The organism is Vibrio mexicanus, from assembly GCF_001012815.1.
Taxonomy (GTDB): domain Bacteria; phylum Pseudomonadota; class Gammaproteobacteria; order Enterobacterales; family Vibrionaceae; genus Vibrio; species Vibrio mexicanus.
This window is the reverse complement of record NZ_JYJP01000113.1, coordinates 1-19,351: the sequence shown is the minus strand read 5'-3', so window position 1 is coordinate 19,351 and position 19,351 is coordinate 1. Positions and strand designations below refer to the sequence as shown.

18 protein-coding genes and 2 pseudogenes are annotated in these 19,351 nt (G+C 43.6%); 4 read left to right on the top strand and 16 right to left on the bottom strand.

From position 1 onward, the window contains the following. Positions 1–207: pseudogene (locus UA76_RS17815) on the top strand (IS5/IS1182 family transposase); the annotation flags it as partial. 88 nt (positions 208–295) lie between these two features. On the opposite strand, the gene UA76_RS17810 reads toward UA76_RS17815, so the two are convergent. The 14 genes from UA76_RS17810 to UA76_RS17745 form a co-directional block, all read right to left on the bottom strand. Beyond that, positions 296–877 (bottom strand): class I SAM-dependent methyltransferase, encoded by a 582-nt coding sequence (locus UA76_RS17810; RefSeq protein WP_047048963.1) that lies wholly within the window; start codon positions 875–877, stop codon positions 296–298. Positions 878–906: 29 nt separating this feature from the next. Beyond that, positions 907–1,365, bottom strand: coding sequence for a RidA family protein (locus UA76_RS17805; RefSeq protein WP_047048960.1), 459 nt, complete (start codon positions 1,363–1,365; stop codon positions 907–909). A gap of 26 nt (positions 1,366–1,391) precedes the next feature. Further along, positions 1,392–2,039 (bottom strand): acyltransferase, encoded by a 648-nt coding sequence (locus UA76_RS17800; protein ID WP_047048957.1) that lies wholly within the window; start codon positions 2,037–2,039, stop codon positions 1,392–1,394. Continuing rightward, on the bottom strand, positions 2,032–2,925 hold the full coding sequence (locus UA76_RS17795) for a glycosyltransferase family 2 protein (protein WP_047048954.1): 894 nt from the start codon (positions 2,923–2,925) through the stop codon (positions 2,032–2,034). The genes UA76_RS17800 and UA76_RS17795 overlap by 8 nt, the downstream gene beginning before the upstream one ends. A 10-nt stretch (positions 2,926–2,935) precedes the next feature. Then, positions 2,936–3,817 (bottom strand): polysaccharide deacetylase family protein, encoded by an 882-nt coding sequence (locus UA76_RS17790; protein ID WP_047048951.1) that lies wholly within the window; start codon positions 3,815–3,817, stop codon positions 2,936–2,938. A 246-nt stretch (positions 3,818–4,063) separates the two neighbouring features. Beyond that, positions 4,064–5,143 (bottom strand): MATE family efflux transporter, encoded by a 1,080-nt coding sequence (locus UA76_RS17780; RefSeq protein WP_047048946.1) that lies wholly within the window; start codon positions 5,141–5,143, stop codon positions 4,064–4,066. Then, complete coding sequence (locus UA76_RS17775) at positions 5,136–5,558, bottom strand: hypothetical protein (protein WP_157617671.1); 423 nt, start codon at positions 5,556–5,558, stop codon at positions 5,136–5,138. Before UA76_RS17775 ends, UA76_RS17780 begins: the two co-directional genes overlap by 8 nt. A 14-nt stretch (positions 5,559–5,572) precedes the next feature. Beyond that, entirely contained in the window at positions 5,573–6,868 is a 1,296-nt protein-coding gene (locus tag UA76_RS17770; protein WP_047048940.1) for an FAD/NAD(P)-binding protein, read from the bottom strand. Further along, entirely contained in the window at positions 6,865–7,698 is an 834-nt protein-coding gene (locus tag UA76_RS22635) for a glycosyltransferase family 2 protein (protein ID WP_052772091.1), read from the bottom strand. Before UA76_RS22635 ends, UA76_RS17770 begins: the two co-directional genes overlap by 4 nt. Further along, positions 7,695–9,401, bottom strand: a complete 1,707-nt coding sequence (locus UA76_RS17760) for an NAD(P)/FAD-dependent oxidoreductase (RefSeq protein ID WP_047048937.1) — start codon at positions 9,399–9,401, stop codon at positions 7,695–7,697. The genes UA76_RS22635 and UA76_RS17760 overlap by 4 nt, the downstream gene beginning before the upstream one ends. A 235-nt stretch (positions 9,402–9,636) precedes the next feature. After that, positions 9,637–10,326 carry a glycosyltransferase gene (locus tag UA76_RS17755; protein ID WP_047048932.1) on the bottom strand — a complete coding sequence of 230 codons (690 nt, stop codon included), beginning with the start codon at positions 10,324–10,326 and terminating at the stop codon, positions 9,637–9,639. A 652-nt stretch (positions 10,327–10,978) separates the two neighbouring features. Continuing rightward, entirely contained in the window at positions 10,979–12,451 is a 1,473-nt protein-coding gene (ltrA, locus tag UA76_RS17750; RefSeq protein WP_047048968.1) for a group II intron reverse transcriptase/maturase, read from the bottom strand. Between the two features lie 206 nt (positions 12,452–12,657). Beyond that, the gene (locus UA76_RS25270; RefSeq protein WP_272946032.1) at positions 12,658–12,792 is read right to left on the bottom strand and encodes a hypothetical protein; all 135 of its coding nucleotides are present in this window, start codon (positions 12,790–12,792) and stop codon (positions 12,658–12,660) included. Between the two features lie 323 nt (positions 12,793–13,115). Beyond that, positions 13,116–15,563: a glycoside hydrolase family 2 protein gene (locus UA76_RS17745; protein ID WP_047048929.1), complete on the bottom strand. Its 2,448-nt coding sequence runs from the start codon at positions 15,561–15,563 to the stop codon at positions 13,116–13,118. 262 nt (positions 15,564–15,825) lie between these two features. On the opposite strand from UA76_RS17745, the pseudogene UA76_RS17740 reads away from it, so the two are divergent. Further along, positions 15,826–16,685 (top strand): annotated as a pseudogene (locus tag UA76_RS17740) (SDR family oxidoreductase). Here UA76_RS17740 and UA76_RS25265 read toward each other — a convergent pair. Together UA76_RS25265 and UA76_RS25260 are read right to left on the bottom strand one after the other, a co-directional pair. After that, positions 16,682–16,981 carry a LysR substrate-binding domain-containing protein gene (locus UA76_RS25265; protein WP_272946033.1) on the bottom strand — a complete coding sequence of 100 codons (300 nt, stop codon included), beginning with the start codon at positions 16,979–16,981 and terminating at the stop codon, positions 16,682–16,684. The pseudogene UA76_RS17740 and the gene UA76_RS25265 overlap by 4 nt on opposite strands. A 79-nt stretch (positions 16,982–17,060) precedes the next feature. After that, a complete protein-coding gene (locus tag UA76_RS25260) occupies positions 17,061–17,582 on the bottom strand; it encodes a LysR family transcriptional regulator (RefSeq protein WP_052772089.1) in 522 nt (173 codons plus the stop codon). Between the two features lie 103 nt (positions 17,583–17,685). On the opposite strand from UA76_RS25260, the gene UA76_RS17730 reads away from it, so the two are divergent. Both UA76_RS17730 and UA76_RS17725 read left to right on the top strand, forming a co-directional pair. Next, positions 17,686–18,633, top strand: coding sequence for an ankyrin repeat domain-containing protein (locus UA76_RS17730; RefSeq protein ID WP_047048926.1), 948 nt, complete (start codon positions 17,686–17,688; stop codon positions 18,631–18,633). Then, complete coding sequence (locus UA76_RS17725) at positions 18,633–19,301, top strand: NAD(P)H-dependent oxidoreductase (RefSeq protein WP_047048923.1); 669 nt, start codon at positions 18,633–18,635, stop codon at positions 19,299–19,301. The genes UA76_RS17730 and UA76_RS17725 overlap by 1 nt, the downstream gene beginning before the upstream one ends. The last annotated feature ends 50 nt before the right edge of the window (positions 19,302–19,351 follow it).

Sequence of the window (19,351 nt, the reverse complement as noted above, 5' to 3'; positions counted from 1 at the left end):
GCACTTAAAAATGATACGCTAGTTCAGTGGAAAACGGAGTCTGGCTATCACGACTGCTCAATCTCTGAGACGGCAATGTCTCGATATAAAGGACTGACTAGCGGTACCTTGAGCTTGATATTTTATAATGCTCAGGTTGGTGAGGCGCTGGCAAATGTCAAAGCAATGAACAAAGTCCTAGGGCTAGGTATGCCTATTAGAAACTAGCAGGTAAGCTCCGTAGCATAACTACGCCCTTTACTTGATTTGATGCCATTATGAGGCACTATGATACTTAAGCCTTAAAAAAACAGAGTTACTTATTTAAGACAACTAGAATAGCCTCTTCACTTAGTGGAATTATCTCAGTGTTTTTGGAGCCTGGATAGTTAACTAAATCATCTAACAGAGCCGAAAATTTTGTTTTATTCCATATCCTCAATATGAGTTTTCCGTTCTCTTTCAAAAGATCAATGTATTGGTCAATGAAGGTAATATGTTTGTCAGGATAAAAGTAATAAGCAATTTCGATAGCAAAAATAACGTCATACTGGCTACCATAGGAGTACGATAGCGCATCGCCTTGAACAAATTGAATGTTTTTGCTATCAAAGAGTTTTTTAGCTCTAGCGACAGCATAGTGAGAGAGATCAATCCCAGTATATGTAGTGTATTGCGTTGAGTCAAAGTTGGACACAAAGTTTCCAGTCCCACACCCAACATCCAAAACATCGCCACAAACAAAGTCCGTTAGAACAGAGTGTGTATTCATGTCCATACTTTGGTCAATGTAATCCCACCGACCACATCTATATTCTACTTCCCATAGGGTCTTACATAACAATGCGTTATTTGTATTCTTCAAAAACCTGAAAAAGTTAAAGATCTTTTGCTTCATTGAACTTCCTAGTTTCGTGTTTGATTGGGTTACTCTATTTCGAATATAGAGTCGATGATTATTGGTAGGTTTTTACGTACTGAGGTGGCCCCAAATACGGAACGCGCATGAACCCCTTTTTCACCAAAAACATCGGCCATAAGATCAGAACAGCCATCAAGCACTTTAGGGTGTTCTTCAAACTCTTCGGTCGCATTAACAAACCCTTGTAACTTAACCACTCTTTTAACTTTATCCAGTGAACCCAGCTCCAATTTGATAGCTGCTAATATGTCTAGACCGGTTGCTTTTGCAAATTCATACCCCTGCTCTACGGTATATTCCTTTCCTACTTTGCCCTTAGGTACCACTTCAAGTCCAGCGACGGGGCCTTTACCAGAAACATACAAAAGGTTGCCTGATCTCACACAGTTACAATAGCTACCTTGAGGGTTGCTCGCTGAAGGTAGTGCGAGACCCAGTTCATTTATTCTGTCCTCAATACTCATTGATTGTCCTTATCTAAAACTGTTTTCTATTTATTGACATACTTGATTACTTTAGCGGGATTTCCCGCAACACAGGCACCATCGGGTACATCGGTTGTGACTACAGCACCAGCCCCGACTACTGCTTCTTTTCCAATGGTCACCCCAGGAAGAATAATCGCCCCGTAGCCAATCCATACATCGTCTTTAATCGTAACGGGTCGGATCGACAACCGTTCTAGCTCGTCGCTTTGTTCTCGGTTGTTTAATGCATGACCAGAGCAGTCCATCACGACTACATTGGGGCCAAATATGACACGATCTCCTACAATTACTTGTTCGTATGCAACGATACTGGTTCCCTGTAGTGAGCAACGTTGCCCAATGTGGATGCGACCAAACTTTCGATTGGGTAGCTTTAAGCAAGTTAGCTTTGTTGGTCCACTTAAAAAAGCCGGATCGGAGGAAGAGTCGATAAAGGTCCTATCACCAATAATGACCCTATTTGCATTCAGCACCGTTTCTCTAATGGGGGCCTTCTCTGCAATAGTAGTTATGAAAATTCTTGGACAACCAGAAAAAGTAACTCGGTTGCCCAAACTTAACTGCTCTTTGGCACACTCGTTTATTTCTACATTTGACAAGCCCTGATCTCGTGTTGGACACAATATTTTGTCAGAGTAGTACCTATACATGGTTTTTCTCCCTACTAGAGTTAAGAGGGTAATCTCCGCCTTCATCTAGAAGCGTTGAATTGACATATTTGAATCGGCTGTGCAGTAGTAATTGTGTTGATCTGCGTTGATGTTTTTTGTGTATATATTCTAGGTTCTTTTTACTGCTTTTCTCTCTACCCGTAAGGTCTGCCGGATGAGGAATATGAATCGCTTTAAAGGCGTTCATAAAACGGATTTTTGTACCTAACAATTGTACTCTTAAGCAAAACTCCACATCCTCGCCACCCCAACTATTGAAGGACTCGTCAAACCCTCCCACTTGTTTTGCTATAGTCGTTGGAATAGCGAGCATCGCTGTCCAACCGTATATCCAAGCCGCAGGGAGTTGTTCCAGAGGTAAGTTGTATTGGGAGAGCATTGCTACTCTAGTGTCAGGGTATTTATCGTAACGTTTTTCATAGATAAACTGATCTGTAGCCCTAAGGCATAATTTGCGATCAAGTTCGCTAATTGTGTCGGAACCTTGTTCATCGAAACCATACAAGTTTCCGAGAGTGACGGATGCGGCCTTATGGTTATGGATTAAAGTTGAAAGGGTGTCTGGAAATAAATAAACCCCCGTATCTACAAATACAATCAAATCGTATATCGCTAAGTTTATTCCTTTGTTCCTAGCGGCCGCGACACGAAAACCTTTATCCTCTTGATAGGTATATTCGACTTTAAAGCTATTACGGTTATGATTGCTTTTAAATTGGTTAACTAATTCTTTCGTTCCATCCGAGCTACCATCGTCGACTACAATAATTTGTATTGGTATTTTTCCCGTTTGACCGAGAAGCGAATTTAAAGTGCATAGTAGTAAGGATTGTCGATTGTAGGTTGGAATAATCACTGAAATCATGTGGTCCCTTTCATTGAATATGTTTGGTGATTTCTTCTAGCTGACCGTCCACAGCACGGACACGCGGCATAACTAAATAGTCGTAACGATCATAGGTTATAAGGCGTTCTTCCGTTGTTACTGCTGTCTGAATGGGCATAGACCTGATGACGTTAATCACTTTGGGATTATATCGACCAAATGGATAAGCAAGATGTGTCGCATTCAGGCCCAACTCCTCTTCAATCCTTTTGTTGCAGTACGTGATTTCGTTTGCAATTTCGTCTTGCGTCAACTCCGTCAAGTTTGGATGGGTATGTGTATGCAGCCCCACCGTCAATAGCCCACTGTCGAGCATTTCTCGAAGTTGCGCCCAACTTAACCCCAGGTAATAATAGGACTCAAAATTGTCAATGTGCTCTTGAAGCAGCCGTTTCTGTTGAGCTGGATTTGTGCTCTGAGCATCGATAAGCTTTAACGCCTTGCTGATAGCCGCTTCCAATCCCAACTCTTTACAGGAAATTTTCTCTCCTGCAATCCATAGGTGACCCTTATTTGTTAGTTCTTCTTTGATGATTTCTGATGAATGACAAATAACATGATCGGGGTACCCAGTTGATAGGTATATAGTGAATGGGATTCCAGACTTTTTTAGTATTGGAAAAGCGAGTTGGTAATTATCAGCAAAACCGTCATCAAATGTTAAACAGCCATAGGTGCCATTTGTTTCATTACTGATAACCTCAAGCAGCTGATCTATAGTGACAAATTCGACACTATGGCTATCTTGCAATGAAATAATTTCTTCCAAAAATTTCTTCGAAATCTCTAGCCTTGGACTGGTATTGTGTGAGGCCTTTAGCTCCGGATCGTAGACACGATGCAGCGTAATGATAAAATAATTTCGATTCATATTTCTAACTCCACACTTGTTTTTTCCAAATGCCAGTGCTCCAGCGTTTCTGCATAATCGTTACCTTCACTGCATCTTCAATGAGAAGGGCGGCAATAACTCCGAGATAACCCAATAGTAGGGACTTTAAAAGGAGCAGACTCAAAGGCAGAGTGATCACCCAAGGCAAGAGCATATATCTCGAAGAGATGTATTTTATATCTCCGGTTCCAATCAGTATGTGGTGATTCGCTATATTAAAAGCCATTAATAAACATAAGATCCCGTTGGCGATAAAATTGATAGGTAAAGGGATAGCTGTGTTTTATTGAGGTTGAAGTAAGAAACGTATTGACCCTCAAGCAGCCAGAAAACAAACAAGACGATTCCCACACCATATAGGGCTGTTCGTGAACTAAATCTTTTTATGAAAAATAGATTTGGTGTTTCAGAATGAATCGCCTTCGCGGTAATAACCTGAGCGGCTCGACCTACGCTAACTGCCCAAGCTGAACTGAGCAGGATAATGTTGTTTAATAGAACTCTGAGGACCAATTCACTTTGAGCAAAGTGAGATGTAATACCGACCAGAACAGCGCTGGATGCATAAAATGACAGAGATTCAAATGACAAGAATAGCGCACTCTTCAAAGCATTTTTTACTCCTTTAATTGCGCGGCTCCCAATGGATAGAGTTAACTGCACATATCTTCTACCAGCTATGACGATGTATACCAGTTGACAGAATCTTGCTACCCATGTCGAGTAAATCACTGACATAAACCCCACGTTCAACGAATCGGCAAAGGAAACCAACAATAAATAGTTGATAGAAATATTGACCCCAAGAGCAATAAAGTTTCCTTTGGCGTTTATTTGTGCTTGTTCATGAACTCTTAAAAGGCAGCTATAAGCCATTTGCAGAGACTTTATCGGTATGGATACTGATGTAAGAGACAAATATAAGACAAAAAAGGTAGTAATTTGCTTATCAAAACCATTCAATGTGGCGAAAGCAGGCGCCAAAAAATACAGGATCAACGCCCAAAATATACCCAACACTATGGCTAAAACCACCAACAGTGACTGCACCTCACTGACACAGTCTAATCTATTTTTTCCGATCTGTTGTCCCAAATAAACACTAATCGCCTGATAACAGCTAGACAGAAACACTGCAGCAATAAATGCATACGGTAGGGTCGCATTAACGCCAATCGAAGCCTCTGGAGAAACTAAAGCGATAAAAAACGAGTCAGAGATCAAGATCAGAGAGAAAACCAACTGTTCAATAAAATTCGGCCAAATTGAACGATAAAAACGGGATCTAGATATTGACTCACACATTGTGGGTCTGCCCTCTCACAATTGCCTTAGCGCAATGTTGCGCTTGCAGATAATAATTAAACCGTGACTTTGGGGACGGTAAGTAATAATGAAAACTATGGCACCCTTCAGTGAGTGCTCCTAAAAAACGAATCCGATTACTAAGTTGATTCTGATTTTCCCCCACAACGAAAAATTCGTTGTCAACGGCAATACCGATTGGTTTCCCTAGGGTCTTTTGAAGTGTTATCTTCCCACGCTCTAACAGATTGCTAATCAATGGATTTCGTTCCATATGCTCTGCCAATGTATCGATATGAGCCTTAATATTCCAATCGTAAGCGTGACCATCAGCGTCAATCCATTGCTGATCATCAAAGTGAAGCAACGACGACATAGATATAGTAACAATGCTCTTTTTGATCAGAATGGACAATTCGCTATTTCTTACTAACGGGGGCCTACATTCAAGCGGTAAAAAACTTTGTATGCGGAAGCGTAGAAATCTTCGTAACACTTTTCCGAGCAACTCTCTGAATCAATAAAGTTTCGTAGATCAGCCCTTAAGTATCGAAGCAATTCAATCGCAAATTTATAAGCCGTTGGAACGGTTGAGTTCGCAATATCTTGGTTAAGTTGAGCGTAGAAACCCTCAGGCGTCGCTTGCTGGTTGGATAACCCAAACCAGTTGTCTGGCTGACAATCCGCAAGATATGGAGCCATTATTGTTTCAAATTGAGATATGTTTTCAGAGTAAGTCTCTAGGTGAAACGCGAGTGAAGGCTCCAGTTTGCACAAGAATACCCCGAAGGCTAACTTGACCTCTCTCTTGATTAACAATAGAACATCTTGCTCAAAGCACACCTCTTTTCGATTCAGCTTTTCAAGATTATATTTAGTGAAGTAATGAGGCGTATAGTCCGCTATCGCTGTAACATCGTATAGAGGCCGACTTAAAAATGGCATTTCTTTAGAAGTGACCATCGTGATAGCGGGCTCTTCACCACTCGGCATATAATCAATCGCTACGCCTTGTTCATCGTATTTAAATTCTCCCCCTTTCCCTTGAGTTAAAGAAACAATTGCGTCCATGGCAGACAGACCAACGCCACTAATGACGACTCGGCTATCAGGATGACAATGTTCCTTTAAAAACTGTGCTGGGTAACAGTTCAATACCTTGTGTCTTATGTCAGACTTTGGGGCTCCTTGACCATGACCTAAGCAGAAGATCACTTCATCGCATTCTATAACACGATCATCATCTAGCTTTAGGTAACACTTTCTCTGACCTTCTGGTTCGTCGAGACTTACCACTGAATGCGGTATGAGCTCTACCGGACAAGTGGACTCCGCATTGATCAATTGAAAACAGTCATGTAAATACTGAGCCAGCAAATGCCTAGGAAGAAAGTCCGTCGGTTTAATCTTTCTGCCTTCCGTTGTGCTTAGTGCGGTACCATTGAGTCGTAGTCCTTTTTTCATGACCCATTCGTAAAAGGTATAATGGGAAACGTCAAACGACGTACTCATAGCAGCTCTATCCATGAAACAGCAAATCTCACCGCAATGTGTATTGAGCAATAAGTTGTCTTCTTTTTCCCACCCGTATACCCCGTGCCCCATCGGGTTCGGGTCAATTAGATTGATTTGAACTCTGCGGCCAGTGTCTCGGCATTCTCTAGTGAGAGCGTCAAACATTGCGAGGCCGACGGGACCGACTCCAACAATGGAAATACTTTTCATGGTGCGTATGTCTCTATGTGTTGGTTTATAAAATCAAGTTCATCTTCAATATTGTTAACCATGGTATAAGCACTTTTCTTCACTAACTCTCGGCGTTCTTCTTCGACAGAGAACAGGTTCTTATCGATAATGTGCTTCACCCAATGTCGATGCCTATCAACATTTTGATTAGACAAACCATGCCCATGTCGACGGTAGCTAAATCCATCAATGCCTGTATATACATATCGGTATTTGGCAGCGAGCCTGATCTTTAGATCCCAGTTTTCATAAAAAGGTATGGAATCGTCATGACCCCCAACATTGGTGTAGAGTTCTTTTTTCATCGTGAAATTTTGGGGTACTAGGCACCTTCTGCAAACTAAATCATCATGAATCCAACCTTCTTTAACCGGTCGAATAAGACGAAATTTATTCGCATGACGTCCGTCTCCATGACATATATTGACATCGGAAAATGCAATGACATCTTCTCCCAACTTTTGCTTGAAGTAAGTGATAAGTTCCATTTCTTTCGACAATTTGTCTGTACGAGGTATAAAGTCATCACTGTCCAAATAATTAAAGTATTCACCAGTGGCTGCTTCTATGCCAATCATTCGGTTTTTTGTGATCCCTAAGTTCTCTTGATTGAAAACGACCTTCACCCGCTTATCTTGTGCCGCCAATTTTTCGATGACATCTTTAGAGTGGTCGGTTGAACAGTCGTCAGCAATGATCACTTCTATATTTTCATAGTCTTGTGACAATATGCTTTGGACACACTCTTCGATGAATTCAGCGTTATTATAATTAGGTACTACGGTTGAAACTAAGGGCTTGTTATTCATGAGTTCTCCAAAAAGTGAGTGATATTTCGATTAGGGTGATAGCTAAGTTGCATGCGACATCTCTGACCTTTAAGTGTTTTCACACAAGCGTCTCCAACAGCAGGGCTTTGTGCAAACCCTCCCGTATTATGTCCGCCAGTCATAATTAGCACTCCGTTGTTTTCGGTGGGCATGGTGTCAAACAGGCCTAACCCCGTTGATGTCCAAGGACGTGTACAAATGCGGAATGAGTCAACGTCCTGACTGCGAAATTTACTTGGAAGCAAAGTATCGGCAATGTGGTCGGGACATCGCTTAAGCGTTTTTACTGCCGCTTGGCATGAGATGTCAGCGTTCACGCCTATAAAACCGTGCCCGGCACCGATGCAGAGGCTAGCATTGTTGTTGTCGTCGATGACCGGGATGATGTTTCCACCTTCTGCCGCGCCCGTCGAGGCGAATCCGTGGCGAGAAATTTTAATTGGATTGGTCAGCGGAAAGGTTTCATTCGCCAGTTTTGTCCATGAGCCCACTACAGAAGCGATTTTGTTTTCTAACCTAGTCCCCTCTAAAAGCATGCCGTGATTAGATCCAAGGCTAAGTACATAATTAGTTGCACTAATCACTTCTCCATCTGAACATTGAAGTCCCTGTATAACGCCAGACCGCTTAACTATAACTTCAATAGAGTTTCTCCAATGGAAAGTAACTCCTTTCGACTCTAGTAATGAGATAAGCTTGCGGCCCAATTTATGAATGTTAAGACTGAACCCTACTACTTCTATTGCAGCTACAGCATCACCAGTGGCTATCGCTTCTTCAAGGCTAGGCTCTAACCTACCTAACTCAGCAAGAGAGACATCTCTAATATAAGCACCAATAGCCTGTTCAGTTTGCTTTGCCTTTTGATAAGCCTCTTGGGTTTGATATATCCTCAATAAGCGAGGCGAATAGTCTATACCATGAGTCAGTTCTGGATAATCAGAAAACAAACGCTCCCAGTGTTTGGCACTTTCTTTGTTAAATTCAATTATTTCATCGTTGTAGAGTCCAATCAGCCAGCTAGGAAGAGATTCAAAATCATCAATCCAGCTTTCCGTTTTATTGCAATCCACTTTTTGACTTATCCACCCACCGTCTTCAACTAACGCACGAAAAGTAAGTGGGGCTTTTTTTCCTTGCGTTAGGAGTCCTTTAAATTGATGTTGTCGTGACTCGTTCAGCGAAAATATTCGCGCACCTAGCCCACCAAATGTCGCCCCTTGTAGTCGCCAGTCGCTCTCTTTTTCCGGGTAGGGTGCTCTGTCGTAAATTTCAATGCTGTGGCTTTCTTCGACAAGATAGAGAGCCGTGACCAGGTTGACTATGCCAGCCCCAACCATAATGGTATCTTTACCAACTTCTTGTGTGGGTAAATATAAAGGCAGATAACTTTGGGTAGTTTCCTCTATTTGCTTTAAGGCGATGAGTAGGTAAGTCGTTAAATCAGGACACTCGATTGACGTGCCATATTCTAGGGGACAAATTGCAACTTTTTCCGACTTTTTCCATAAAAAAACTCTATCAGATGTTACTATAACATCATTGAAAACTGACCTGTCCTTAGAGATTAAATAGTCATTATCTCTGATCTTGATGTCATCAAAGCTATTTAGATGGATTATTTTTGATTTAATTATATCTTCATTGGACAAATTAGGAGTAAAGTCGATAAATATAGCCATTACTGATCTACCATTTAATTTTTATTAGTGTAATTTAAAGTAATTTACATATGCTTTAAAAGCAGATTTATCTCGATCGCTTTTCCATTTAAAAGTGTCTCTACTTCAGGGGTTTTATATTTGTTATAGAAGTATTCCCTATTTTCTTTAGCGAGCAAGTTATTTGTTTTTATATTTTCCTTTTTCCTTGGAATTCGTATTGCAAATCCATCTCTCGATAATTGAAACGTACAGTTCAATCGGTACAAAGAGTAACCAAAGTCGACATCTTCGACCCCCATGATGTATACTTTTCGTCAAATCCTTGGGTTTTATTGTATAGCTCCCTTTTAATCGAAACATTTCCTGTCCAGAAAATAGCCCAAGGGTAAGGTAGTCGGGTCAAGGTATCCGAAGACGCTTCAAATACAGGTTCTCGAATGTCGCTGAATTCATGTGAATTAACGATAGAATTACAAAACTCGTCTACGTTTTGTTTTAAATAAAGTTGACTCAATTTTTCTCGGCTCGATTTCGATAGATTTTGCTCAATAGCATACATGTAACCAATGACAGCCAAGTTTTGCGACTCATCATGAAGTTTTTTGTGCGCTTTGAGAAAGTTTGAGCCTACAATCATGCCACTATCAACAAAAGCTAATATTCTACCTCTTGACAGTTTAGCTCCGACATTTCTCGATAAAGACACCCTATAACCTTTATCCTCATGATAGTGATAATGGTAATTAAAATTATATTCCTGTTTTTTTATGGTTTCTTCTGAACCATCGGACGACCCATCATCCACTATAATCACTTCTAGTTTAATACCCTCTTTCTTGCATCTATCTATAGAAGATAGAGTTTGCATTAGTAATTCCTTTCTATTGTAAGTGGGAATAATTATAGAGATATCAATATCAAAAAAATCCGTACCCTGACTCATAACAAACCCAAACTAAAGGAGTAATAAAATAAATTCCATTTCATGAAACATGTATTAATAACACACTAGCCTATAACTAATTAATATTAATACCAACAAGTTAACGATTGCCATCTATATTAACTGCTGTATTTAAAAATACTCATACTAGTTGTGAATCTTTAGAATCCCATTCCTAGTGATTTTTTTCTAGAGTGACCTTAATGCTCTGCGACTAAATACACACAAATAATACAAACTATTAACATTTAAGTTATTTAATAAGGATATGCTACAAATTCAAATGTTTGGCTAAGGGTGGCTACTTTTTAGAATTAGCCCCAAATAGTTGGACGGCTTTGACGTGATGGACGCACCTCCCTTCTCGCACCGATGTACCAAACTAACGGTGTGTAATGGATCATCAAATTTGGCCTCCTCTTTGGAGGTTTTGCTATTAGCTATTTTAGGGAAAAATCAGCTTACTTTCATTAGCGCATTACGCAGCTGTAACTCGTCTTGGGGCACTTCTGAGTTACTAAGTGCCAATTGTGAAGGTTGTGTCGGATAGGCGACACCTGTTACCAGATGCCGCCCTCCTAAGAACCGTACGTGCAACTTTCACTGCATACGGCTCAAGCCTCCACTAAGGCATCGTTTGACACCCAACAACTCATAAAGCAGTTAGAGCAGGATCAACCCACGAGTTGCGAGCTTGTCTTTTTGACTTCCGCTTTACCAAGTATTCTTGGTATTCAGGGTCAAAAGGAGTCGCTGAACTCCTGATTTTCACATGTCGCTCAATAGGCACTTTTGCTATTTGGAATAGGTTAAACTGGCAATCCATGTCCATGATCTTCTGCCAGCCGTGAAATTGCCATTGGCCTTTACGATTGAGGAAGTATTTATGAACAACCCAGTTCTTGGACTTGGTTGGATGACGCCTAACTGCCCAGTGCCATAATGCTTGGAATAGTTTGTGGCCAACATATCCGAATACCTGTTTAGCAACACAGTGTCGATAATAGTTCGACCACCCCCTTAGCTTTGGATTTATCAATTTGATAAGATCATTCACTGGAAGGGTTGCATGCTTTTTGATGAGTTCACGCAGGTTACTCAAGAACATCAACGTATTGGATTTACTCGGTTTAATGAGTAGTTTTCCTTTGTATTTCCTATGATTGAATCCAAGGAAGTCAAAGCCATCGTTAATATGGGTAATATGCGTTTTCTCTTCGGAGAGTGTTAAGCCTCGCTCTAATAAGAAGTTATTAATCAACGGTTTGATATCATACTCCAACACTTCCTTTGAAGCGCAAGTGACGACGAAATCGTCGGCGTATCCGATAAAGTTGGCTCTTGCACCCTGTTTGAGTGCGGTGGACTTTATCTGTTGTTCAAGACCAGCGAGAGTCATTAACATCAAGGTTGGGGATATAATACCACCTTGTGGTGTGCCCTCATCGGTACGGTAGAACAGACCTTTGTCCATAAAGCCAGACTTTAGCCATTGTTCCAACATGCGCTTATCTACTGCGATGTTATCAAGAAGCCATTGGTGGCCGATCTTGTCGAAACAGGCTTTGATGTCCCCTTCGAGTACCCATTGAGCTGATTTCTTTGTTGCCAAACATTTAAAGCACTGATCGACAGCGTCAGCCGTGCTGCGGTTTGGCCTAAATCCATAGCTGTTTGGATCGGCAAGGGTTTCTGACACTGGCTCCAGTGCAAGAAGGTGGAGCGCTTGTTGCGCTCGGTCTATCATACACGGGATACCTAGCGGTCGAAGTTTGCCATTCTTTTTGGGGATATAGATACGCTTGAGCGGTTTGGCACTGTATGCCTTTCTGCTCAATTGATTAACTGCTTTCATACGGCGTGCACCTGTGTTCCAGATGACACCATCTACTCCAGGCGTTTTGCTGCCTTTATTTTGAGATACTCGCTTAACCGCAAGAAGCTTAGCTGAGCGAGAATGAGTTAAGAGCCACTGTAAGGACTTCACCTTACCGTGTTTCTTCTCTCTAGTTGCCTTTGCGATACGCATTTGAAGCTTTAATACAAGCGCTTCAACGGATTTCCAGTCGATTGACTGCCATTGAAGACTGTCAGGAGAGGCACTAATCTCTTTTGAAATCATCATTTGCGTTTCCCCTTGAATAAAGTTCTTAAAATTCTCTCGCAATGGGAGACCAGTCGGAAGTAGGCTCACTTTCGTGACCAGACATAAGTCTGTATCTGCATCATTACAATACAGCTTTCGCTTTTTCCGACCTCCTTTACCTGCATCACTATCGGCCACAAAGGCTTTCCCATAGGGAGTGATACAGGCTTACCCTGTTCCGTATGTTACGTAAATGTCAGGTTAGATGCCCACTCTAGTGCGGGGAGCGTGTCGATCACGAAAGAGCATTGCCCAATCCCTTTCCAACTCCCATTGCCTTTTTGGCTACAGCGCAATAACCACTTCCGCTGCTTCGTCATATAACGCACCTTAGATGGATTCACTTACGTTCATCATACTGACTACCTAGCACTCACCCGATTTGCGTGGTTATCAGGAGGATCGTCCTCTCACGATTCGAATCCCGAGCAATTTAGATTGCTCTTCGTTACATTGTCTGAGCCGCTGCTTTATTCAGGCCCATAGGTTCATCTGGTGACACAGATGGTCCACTCATAAAGCGGTGAACAACGCTTCATACGACTTCAGGTCGCACGGGCATAAATAAGTTAGGCTTGGTCGTTTAAATAGAGCCAGTGATTTAGTCACTGGCTCTTTTGTTTACTAATGAAGTAGCCTCTAGCTAACTCATATAACTACCAGCCAAATGGTAGATACACAGGTTGTCTCGTAGCTCGTCTGCTGTCGCGCTACCAATGTAATCAATGGTGACTGGCTGATGTGGCAGTAGCGTAAAGCTTGCGTCGCTAAAGCGGCCAGCACCAGAGTATTCAGGGTGGACAAAGAAGGCTGGGGCATCACTTTTTAGTACGATTTGTAGTCCGTTTTCACCCTCAATTACATCGGTTGTGATAGTCGCAGCTGCCAGCGGTAGGCGCTTAAACAGGTCATCGAACCAAGTGTTGTAAATGACTTCACCTTGGCAGTTCAATTCAACATGGTAGAAGCCTTGCCCTTGGCGTTTTTCGAGCGCTTCTAGACTCAAGTTCCAGAGCACTTTATTACCGTCTTCCCCAATCTTATCGGATAGCGACCAAGCCTCAAGAATGTTGCCTTGCCAATCAATCAGGGATACTTGTCCTTCAACTTCACGGGCTGCGTGTTCGTCGTTGACTAAGTGAAGGCGCAGTCCTTGCTCGTCACTTATAAACGTAGCCATTTGCGGTGCGAAGAAGCGTTTCGCATGGTAGTGAAGCTGTTTCCAACGGCCAGAATATTCAATGCTCGACCATGAGCTTACAGGCCAGCAATCGTTCAATTGCCAATAGAGAATGCCGCGGCATACGGGTTTGTTGGCGCGCCAAAATTCGCTCGCGGTTTTAATCGCTAACGCTTGTTGCACTTGGCTGAGGTACAGCATTTGCTCGAAGTTGGATGGGAAACGGAAATAGCGGGTAAACATCTCGGTGATAATGCTATTGCCGCGTCCGTTTTTCTGGTGCTGTTCGAAGGTTGGCGACGTTACGTTCCAATCGCTAGGCTCTGCAAAGGTTTTGACTTCTGGCAGTGAAGGCCACGATTGGTAACCAAACTCGCTACAGAAACGTGGCTTAATGCTGTGGTAAGCGTCCAGTGATTTGCCAGAATGCCACACGTCCCAAAAGTGCATGTCGCCTTTGTTGTCATCGTGCCATGCATCACCAAAATCGAGTTCACCGTTACATGGCGAACTGGCCCAGAAACGGCGAGTTGGATCTTCGGCTTCTACGGTTTGTTGCAGTACTCGGTTAAGTCTGTCGTAGTTAACCACATACTTTTCGCGGTTGGTGCGTGATTCTGGATACCAGCCGATAGCGCCAATCACTTCGTTATCACCACACCACAGCGCAAGGCTTGTGTGGTCGCGAAGGCGCTTCACTTGGTCACGCACTTCAAGTTCGACGTCGGTTAAGAAATCTGGTGTTGATGGGTAGAGTGCGCAGGCAAACATCAGATCTTGCCAAACCAGCAGGCCAAGCTCGTCGCACAAGTCGTAGAACTCGTCTTGCTCGTACATGCCGCCACCCCAAACACGAATCATATTCATGTTGGCATCAACGGCGTCTTGTAGCAGCGTGCGATAGCGGTCTGAGGTATGTAGTGCTGGCATGGCATCGAGTGGAATCCAGTTTGCGCCCTTGGCCATGATCGCTTTACCATTGACGACAAACGTCATGGAGGAACCGACATCATCAGGCAAGGTTTCCAGCTCTAACTCTCTTAAGCCGATTTTCTTCGAAATAGTTTGGTTGCTGATGGACACTGTTAGTGTGTACAACGGCTGCTCGCCATAACCTGCGGGCCACCAACGTTGTGGATTCTCAATGGCAAAAGTGAGTGTTGCGTTGCAAGCGACTTCTGTTTGCGCTTCTAGGGCTTCACCAGATGGTGAAGTAAGAACAGCGCTGATTCGATCGTTTGAGTCCGCACCCGCCAATAGTTCAAGATCAACAGCGACATTGAGCTGGCAGTGTTCATCTTGCCACGTCTGCTCAGTCACAAAGTTATTGAGTCGATATTGCTCGCGTGTAATCAGCTCAATAGGGGCGTAAACACCGCTAGTTAACAAACAAATTCCCCAGTCCCAGCCTGAGTGGCATTGAGTTTTACGTAGGGTATTCATATGTGGGATCTGGTTGTTACCCACTGCCCATGGTACAGGGAAAGGCAGCTTTTCGGCGCGTGCGGCAGCCTCTAAGTCGGCACGTTTAATGGTGATGGTGAGGGTATTGTCGCCTTCAACCAATAGTGGGCGAACGTCCGTGCGATACAGCCGGAACATGTTGCTGCATTCCAGAACGGTTTCACCATTGAGCTCAATGGTTGCCATGGTGTCGACCATGCTCATGGAAAGGTCAATAACACGGCTGTCCAGAAGTTTGGGAGTGACATGGAATACGCGAGTCATTTGCCAATCGTGCTGAGAAACCCACTGCACCTCTTTTTCGTGCGTTGCCCAATAGGGATTGGGGATGATGTCGTCTGCGAGAAGGGCTGAATGCACGTCGCCCGGCAGTGTTATATCAGTTTGAATTTCTGGATTCGTTAGGGATGCTAGGCGCCAATTTCCGTCAAGAATTAAACGATTCATGCCCACTCCTATTATTGGTTAGAATTGAAGTCGCGCCATCATACGAAGGGGCTGATTTTATTAAGGTGTTCCCGAGCAACATTTGACGAGAAACTGAGTTTATTTACTCAGAAATCGGAGCTTGGTCATAGTTTTATCGGCGCTATTTTGGCTTTCTAAATAGGCGAAGTTTTAATCTATTAATGAGCTGAAACTATGAGTCAATTTAGGCTCAATTCTTTAATGATTAACTCAATCATTCTTTGAAGAAGGAGACACCGAAATGACAAGCTCACCTCGCATATTGGTAGCGGGTTCGACAGGCTACTTAGGTTTGCACATAGTGAAACAGCTTATGGCGACAGGGCATGATTTCATTGCTGTTGCGAGAAACAAGCAGAAGCTGGTTCGCGATGGTGTGGCCGAAGAGCAAATCATAGAAGCGCAAGTGACCAAGCCTAGCGACTTGCAAGGTATTTGCGATGGGGTCGATATGGTTATCTCTTGCTTGGGAATTACGCGGCAAAAAGATGGCCTGAGTTATATGGATGTCGATTATCAAGCCAACCTTAATCTGTTGCTTGAAGCGGAAAAAGCGGGTGTGTCTAAGTTCATCTACATTTCGGCCTTCAATGCGCCAAACTATCCGAAAGTGCGCATATTGAGCGCCAAAGAAAAGTTTGCGACGCGTTTGTTGAATTCAGAAAAGCTGCAACCGTGTGTCATCCGTCCGAACGGTTTTTTCGTCGACCTTGAAGAGGTTTACCATATGGCGAGGAAAGGCCGCGTCTATCAATTTGGTTCCGGAGCATGAAGATAAACCCTATCCATGGCGCCGACTTAGCACAGTTCTGCTTGCAGCAAATAGAATCTGACGAGCGAGAGGTCGATGTCGGTGGGCCTGAAACCCTCTCAATCAACCAAATTGCAAAGGTCGCGTTTGAAGTGCAGCAAAAGCGAGTGGCGATTACATCGATTCCTGACTCTGTTCGTCGAATGCTGATTTGGTTTATGGCGAAACTACCCGACAGATACGCAGGTGGCGCAGAGTTCTTTCTTACTATGTTGGGTAGTGACTCAGTTGCACCTTCTTACGGCAAACAGACCTTAGCTAAGCATTACGCTCGACTTACAAAACCTTAAGCCATCCGCTCAATATTGTTGACCAAGTAATCGATCAATAAACGCACGCGGGTGGGTAGGTAATCTCTTGAAGAGTAGTAACACCAAATGGTGACGGGGTCGCCCCAGTACTCTTCTAGAAGCGGCGTTATTTTTTTCGAGCTCAGTTCATCTCGAAATAACCAACTGCCTAGCATGCTGATACCCGCACCGGCCAATGTTGCTTGTTTGGCGGCGGCGAAGTTATTCATGATCAGTCGGCCTTTCGGCTCATAGATCTTCGCAATTCCCTTCTCTTGAATTGGCCAGTTACGAATCCGCCCGGTGGTTGACGAGCGAACGGGGATGCAACGGTGTTCATCTAAGTCTTGTAGCTATCGGGAAGGCCATATTGCTCTATGTAGTTGGGGCTGCGTATATTCCCACGCTCTGCTTGAGTAAAGGGCGTGCGATTAATCGCGAGTCTTGATTGATGGCCACGCCAATCCCTAAATCGAATCCATGCTCGACCAGATCGACGTTGCGATCGTCAAAGTGCAAATCGCAGATGATCTGTGGGTAGAGAGTCATAAACTCCATCACCAAAGGCAGAATATGTTCTTGACCAATTGAACTCGCGGGAAGGTTAACTTTGATGGTTCCACCTGCCGCGCTTGTATCGTCTGCAATTTGGTCGATGGTATCTTGAATGGAGGCCATGGATGGGCCTAGGCTATCAAACAGTTGTTGGCCAGTTTGTGTGAGGCTTAGCGAGTGAGAAGAACGAAAAAAAAGTTTCATTTGCCACTCATCTTCTAGTTTGGTAATGGCTTTACTCACGGCGGGTGCAGAGACCCCTAACGCCCTTGCAGCCGAGGAAAAACTGCCGCTTTTGGCGACCTGAATAAACACAGGAAGTTGGCTAGGAAGTGATTTCATTAACTTTTGGTTATGTTAAAGATGAGTGCTTTGACACTACAAGTTAACAAAGGCTTGGTCAATACTAGAACCAACGAAACGAAATACACAAGGCGAGTTCACTATGTCTCTACCCGCATTACACCGCAGTATTATTAACAACGATTTTGAACAGTTCTCTTCATTGATTGAAGGGGGCTCGGATGTAAACCAGTTGGATCCTGTAATGGGAAACTCTCCATTGCACATTGCCGCGCAACAGGGTTCTGAACAATGGGTAGTGGCATTGCTAGAGGCGAATGCTTTTATTAACTTGCAGACGCCAAAGCATGGCGTAACACCATTAATGGTTGCAGTTTGGCACCGTAAGCCTGCAATGGTTGCGACACTGCTTAAGCAAGGCGATATCAATATAGAGATCGTCTCAACATTCGGGTTGAAAGCAGAACATCTTGTCGAATTTGGTGCAAATGATGATGACCAGTACGGGCTCGCTCAAGCGGCGGAAATGGCCGAGATGTTTGAGGCTTATAGAGCTAATCGAACGCTGCGAGAGTCTGATTTAGCAGCTTACCAGATTGTGACCAGTGGCGATGATACGGACGCCCAAAAAGCCCAGCAGTTGGCACAACTTACAGATTGGGCAACGTTAAATGAGACCTCCGCAATTACGTCATCGGGTAATGATGAACACACTGCAGTGATGGTTGCTGCGCGTGATGGTGACATCGAAGCGTTGAAAGTGCTGATGGAACAAGGCGGCGACCAAACCATTCCTGACCATTACATGAAAGCGATTCCTTTGCATAAGGCCGCTTACAATGGCCGACCGGATGTGATTCGCCTGCTGGCTCACTATTCAGGCTTTCAGGAAACATTGAATGCTCAAGGCCCAAATAATGGGTACACACCATTACATGACGCAATTTGGCATGGTCACGTTGAAGCAGCCAAAGTACTGATTGATGCAGGTGCACGCACTGATCTTGTTGGGTACGACGGTAAAACGCCACTGATGCTCGCCAAAGAGTATCGCTACCAAAATATTGTTGATCTTCTGGAGACAAAATAATGAATGTACTTGTTGTCTACTGGCATCCTGAGCCAAAAAGCTTTAACGGCGCAATGTTTCGTCGCGGTATCGAAGCGCTAGAAGCGGCAGGCCATTCGGTGAAAACGTCCGACTTACATGCGATGAACTTTGACCCTGTGTCGGGTAGAAAGAATTTTGAATCGGCCAACAACGATGATTTTTTTAAGCAGCAACTTGAAGAGATGCATGCCGCTCAGATTGATGGATTTTCGTCGGATATTGAAGAAGAAATTCAAAAGCTCGAGTGGTGCGATCTCATGATCTTCCAATTTCCACTTTGGTGGTTTGGTTTACCTGCCACAATTAAAGGCTGGGTGGATCGTGTGTTCGCTATGGGGCGAGTGTATGGCGGTGGGCGTTTCTATGAAAATGGCGTGTTCAAAGGGAAAAAATCCATGGTCAGTGTCACCATGGGCGGCCCTGAAGAGACGTATGATAAAGGCGGATGGAATGGTGACTTAGACGCGATTCTACGTCCTATACATCGCGGCATCTTTGAGTTCACTGGCTTCTCTGTTTTGGAACCACAGAAAGTGTTTGGTCCGGCAAGAATGACTGATGAAGAACGTACTAAGGCGCTAGAAGATTATGCGGTTCGCCTAGCAGACATAGAGACTGAAAGACCAATTGAAGTGGGCGAGTATTAGCATCCTTATCCGCTCTTTACTGAAGCCACAAAAAAGCCAGCGATAACGCC

Bases quoted from the DNA above. Each gene is read 5' to 3' on its own strand.
- UA76_RS22635 (WP_052772091.1), bottom strand. From the start codon at position 7,698: ATGAATAACAAGCCCTTAGTTTCAACCGTAGTACCTAATTATAATAAC.
- UA76_RS17725 (WP_047048923.1), top strand. From the start codon at position 18,633: ATGAATGTACTTGTTGTCTACTGGCATCCTGAGCCAAAAAGCTTTAAC.
- UA76_RS17770 (WP_047048940.1), bottom strand. From the start codon at position 6,868: ATGAAAAGTATTTCCATTGTTGGAGTCGGTCCCGTCGGCCTCGCAATG.
- UA76_RS17805 (WP_047048960.1), bottom strand. From the start codon at position 1,365: ATGAGTATTGAGGACAGAATAAATGAACTGGGTCTCGCACTACCTTCA.
- UA76_RS25260 (WP_052772089.1), bottom strand. From the start codon at position 17,582: ATGAAATCACTTCCTAGCCAACTTCCTGTGTTTATTCAGGTCGCCAAA.
- UA76_RS17760 (WP_047048937.1), bottom strand. From the start codon at position 9,401: ATGGCTATATTTATCGACTTTACTCCTAATTTGTCCAATGAAGATATA.
- UA76_RS25270 (WP_272946032.1), bottom strand. From the start codon at position 12,792: ATGACGAAGCAGCGGAAGTGGTTATTGCGCTGTAGCCAAAAAGGCAAT.
- UA76_RS17745 (WP_047048929.1), bottom strand. From the start codon at position 15,563: ATGAATCGTTTAATTCTTGACGGAAATTGGCGCCTAGCATCCCTAACG.
- UA76_RS17730 (WP_047048926.1), top strand. From the start codon at position 17,686: ATGTCTCTACCCGCATTACACCGCAGTATTATTAACAACGATTTTGAA.
- UA76_RS17800 (WP_047048957.1), bottom strand. From the start codon at position 2,039: ATGTATAGGTACTACTCTGACAAAATATTGTGTCCAACACGAGATCAG.
- UA76_RS17755 (WP_047048932.1), bottom strand. From the start codon at position 10,326: ATGAGTCAGGGTACGGATTTTTTTGATATTGATATCTCTATAATTATT.
- UA76_RS17780 (WP_047048946.1), bottom strand. From the start codon at position 5,143: ATGTGTGAGTCAATATCTAGATCCCGTTTTTATCGTTCAATTTGGCCG.
- UA76_RS17810 (WP_047048963.1), bottom strand. From the start codon at position 877: ATGAAGCAAAAGATCTTTAACTTTTTCAGGTTTTTGAAGAATACAAAT.
- UA76_RS17790 (WP_047048951.1), bottom strand. From the start codon at position 3,817: ATGAATCGAAATTATTTTATCATTACGCTGCATCGTGTCTACGATCCG.
- UA76_RS17795 (WP_047048954.1), bottom strand. From the start codon at position 2,925: ATGATTTCAGTGATTATTCCAACCTACAATCGACAATCCTTACTACTA.
- ltrA (WP_047048968.1), bottom strand. From the start codon at position 12,451: ATGATGATTTCAAAAGAGATTAGTGCCTCTCCTGACAGTCTTCAATGG.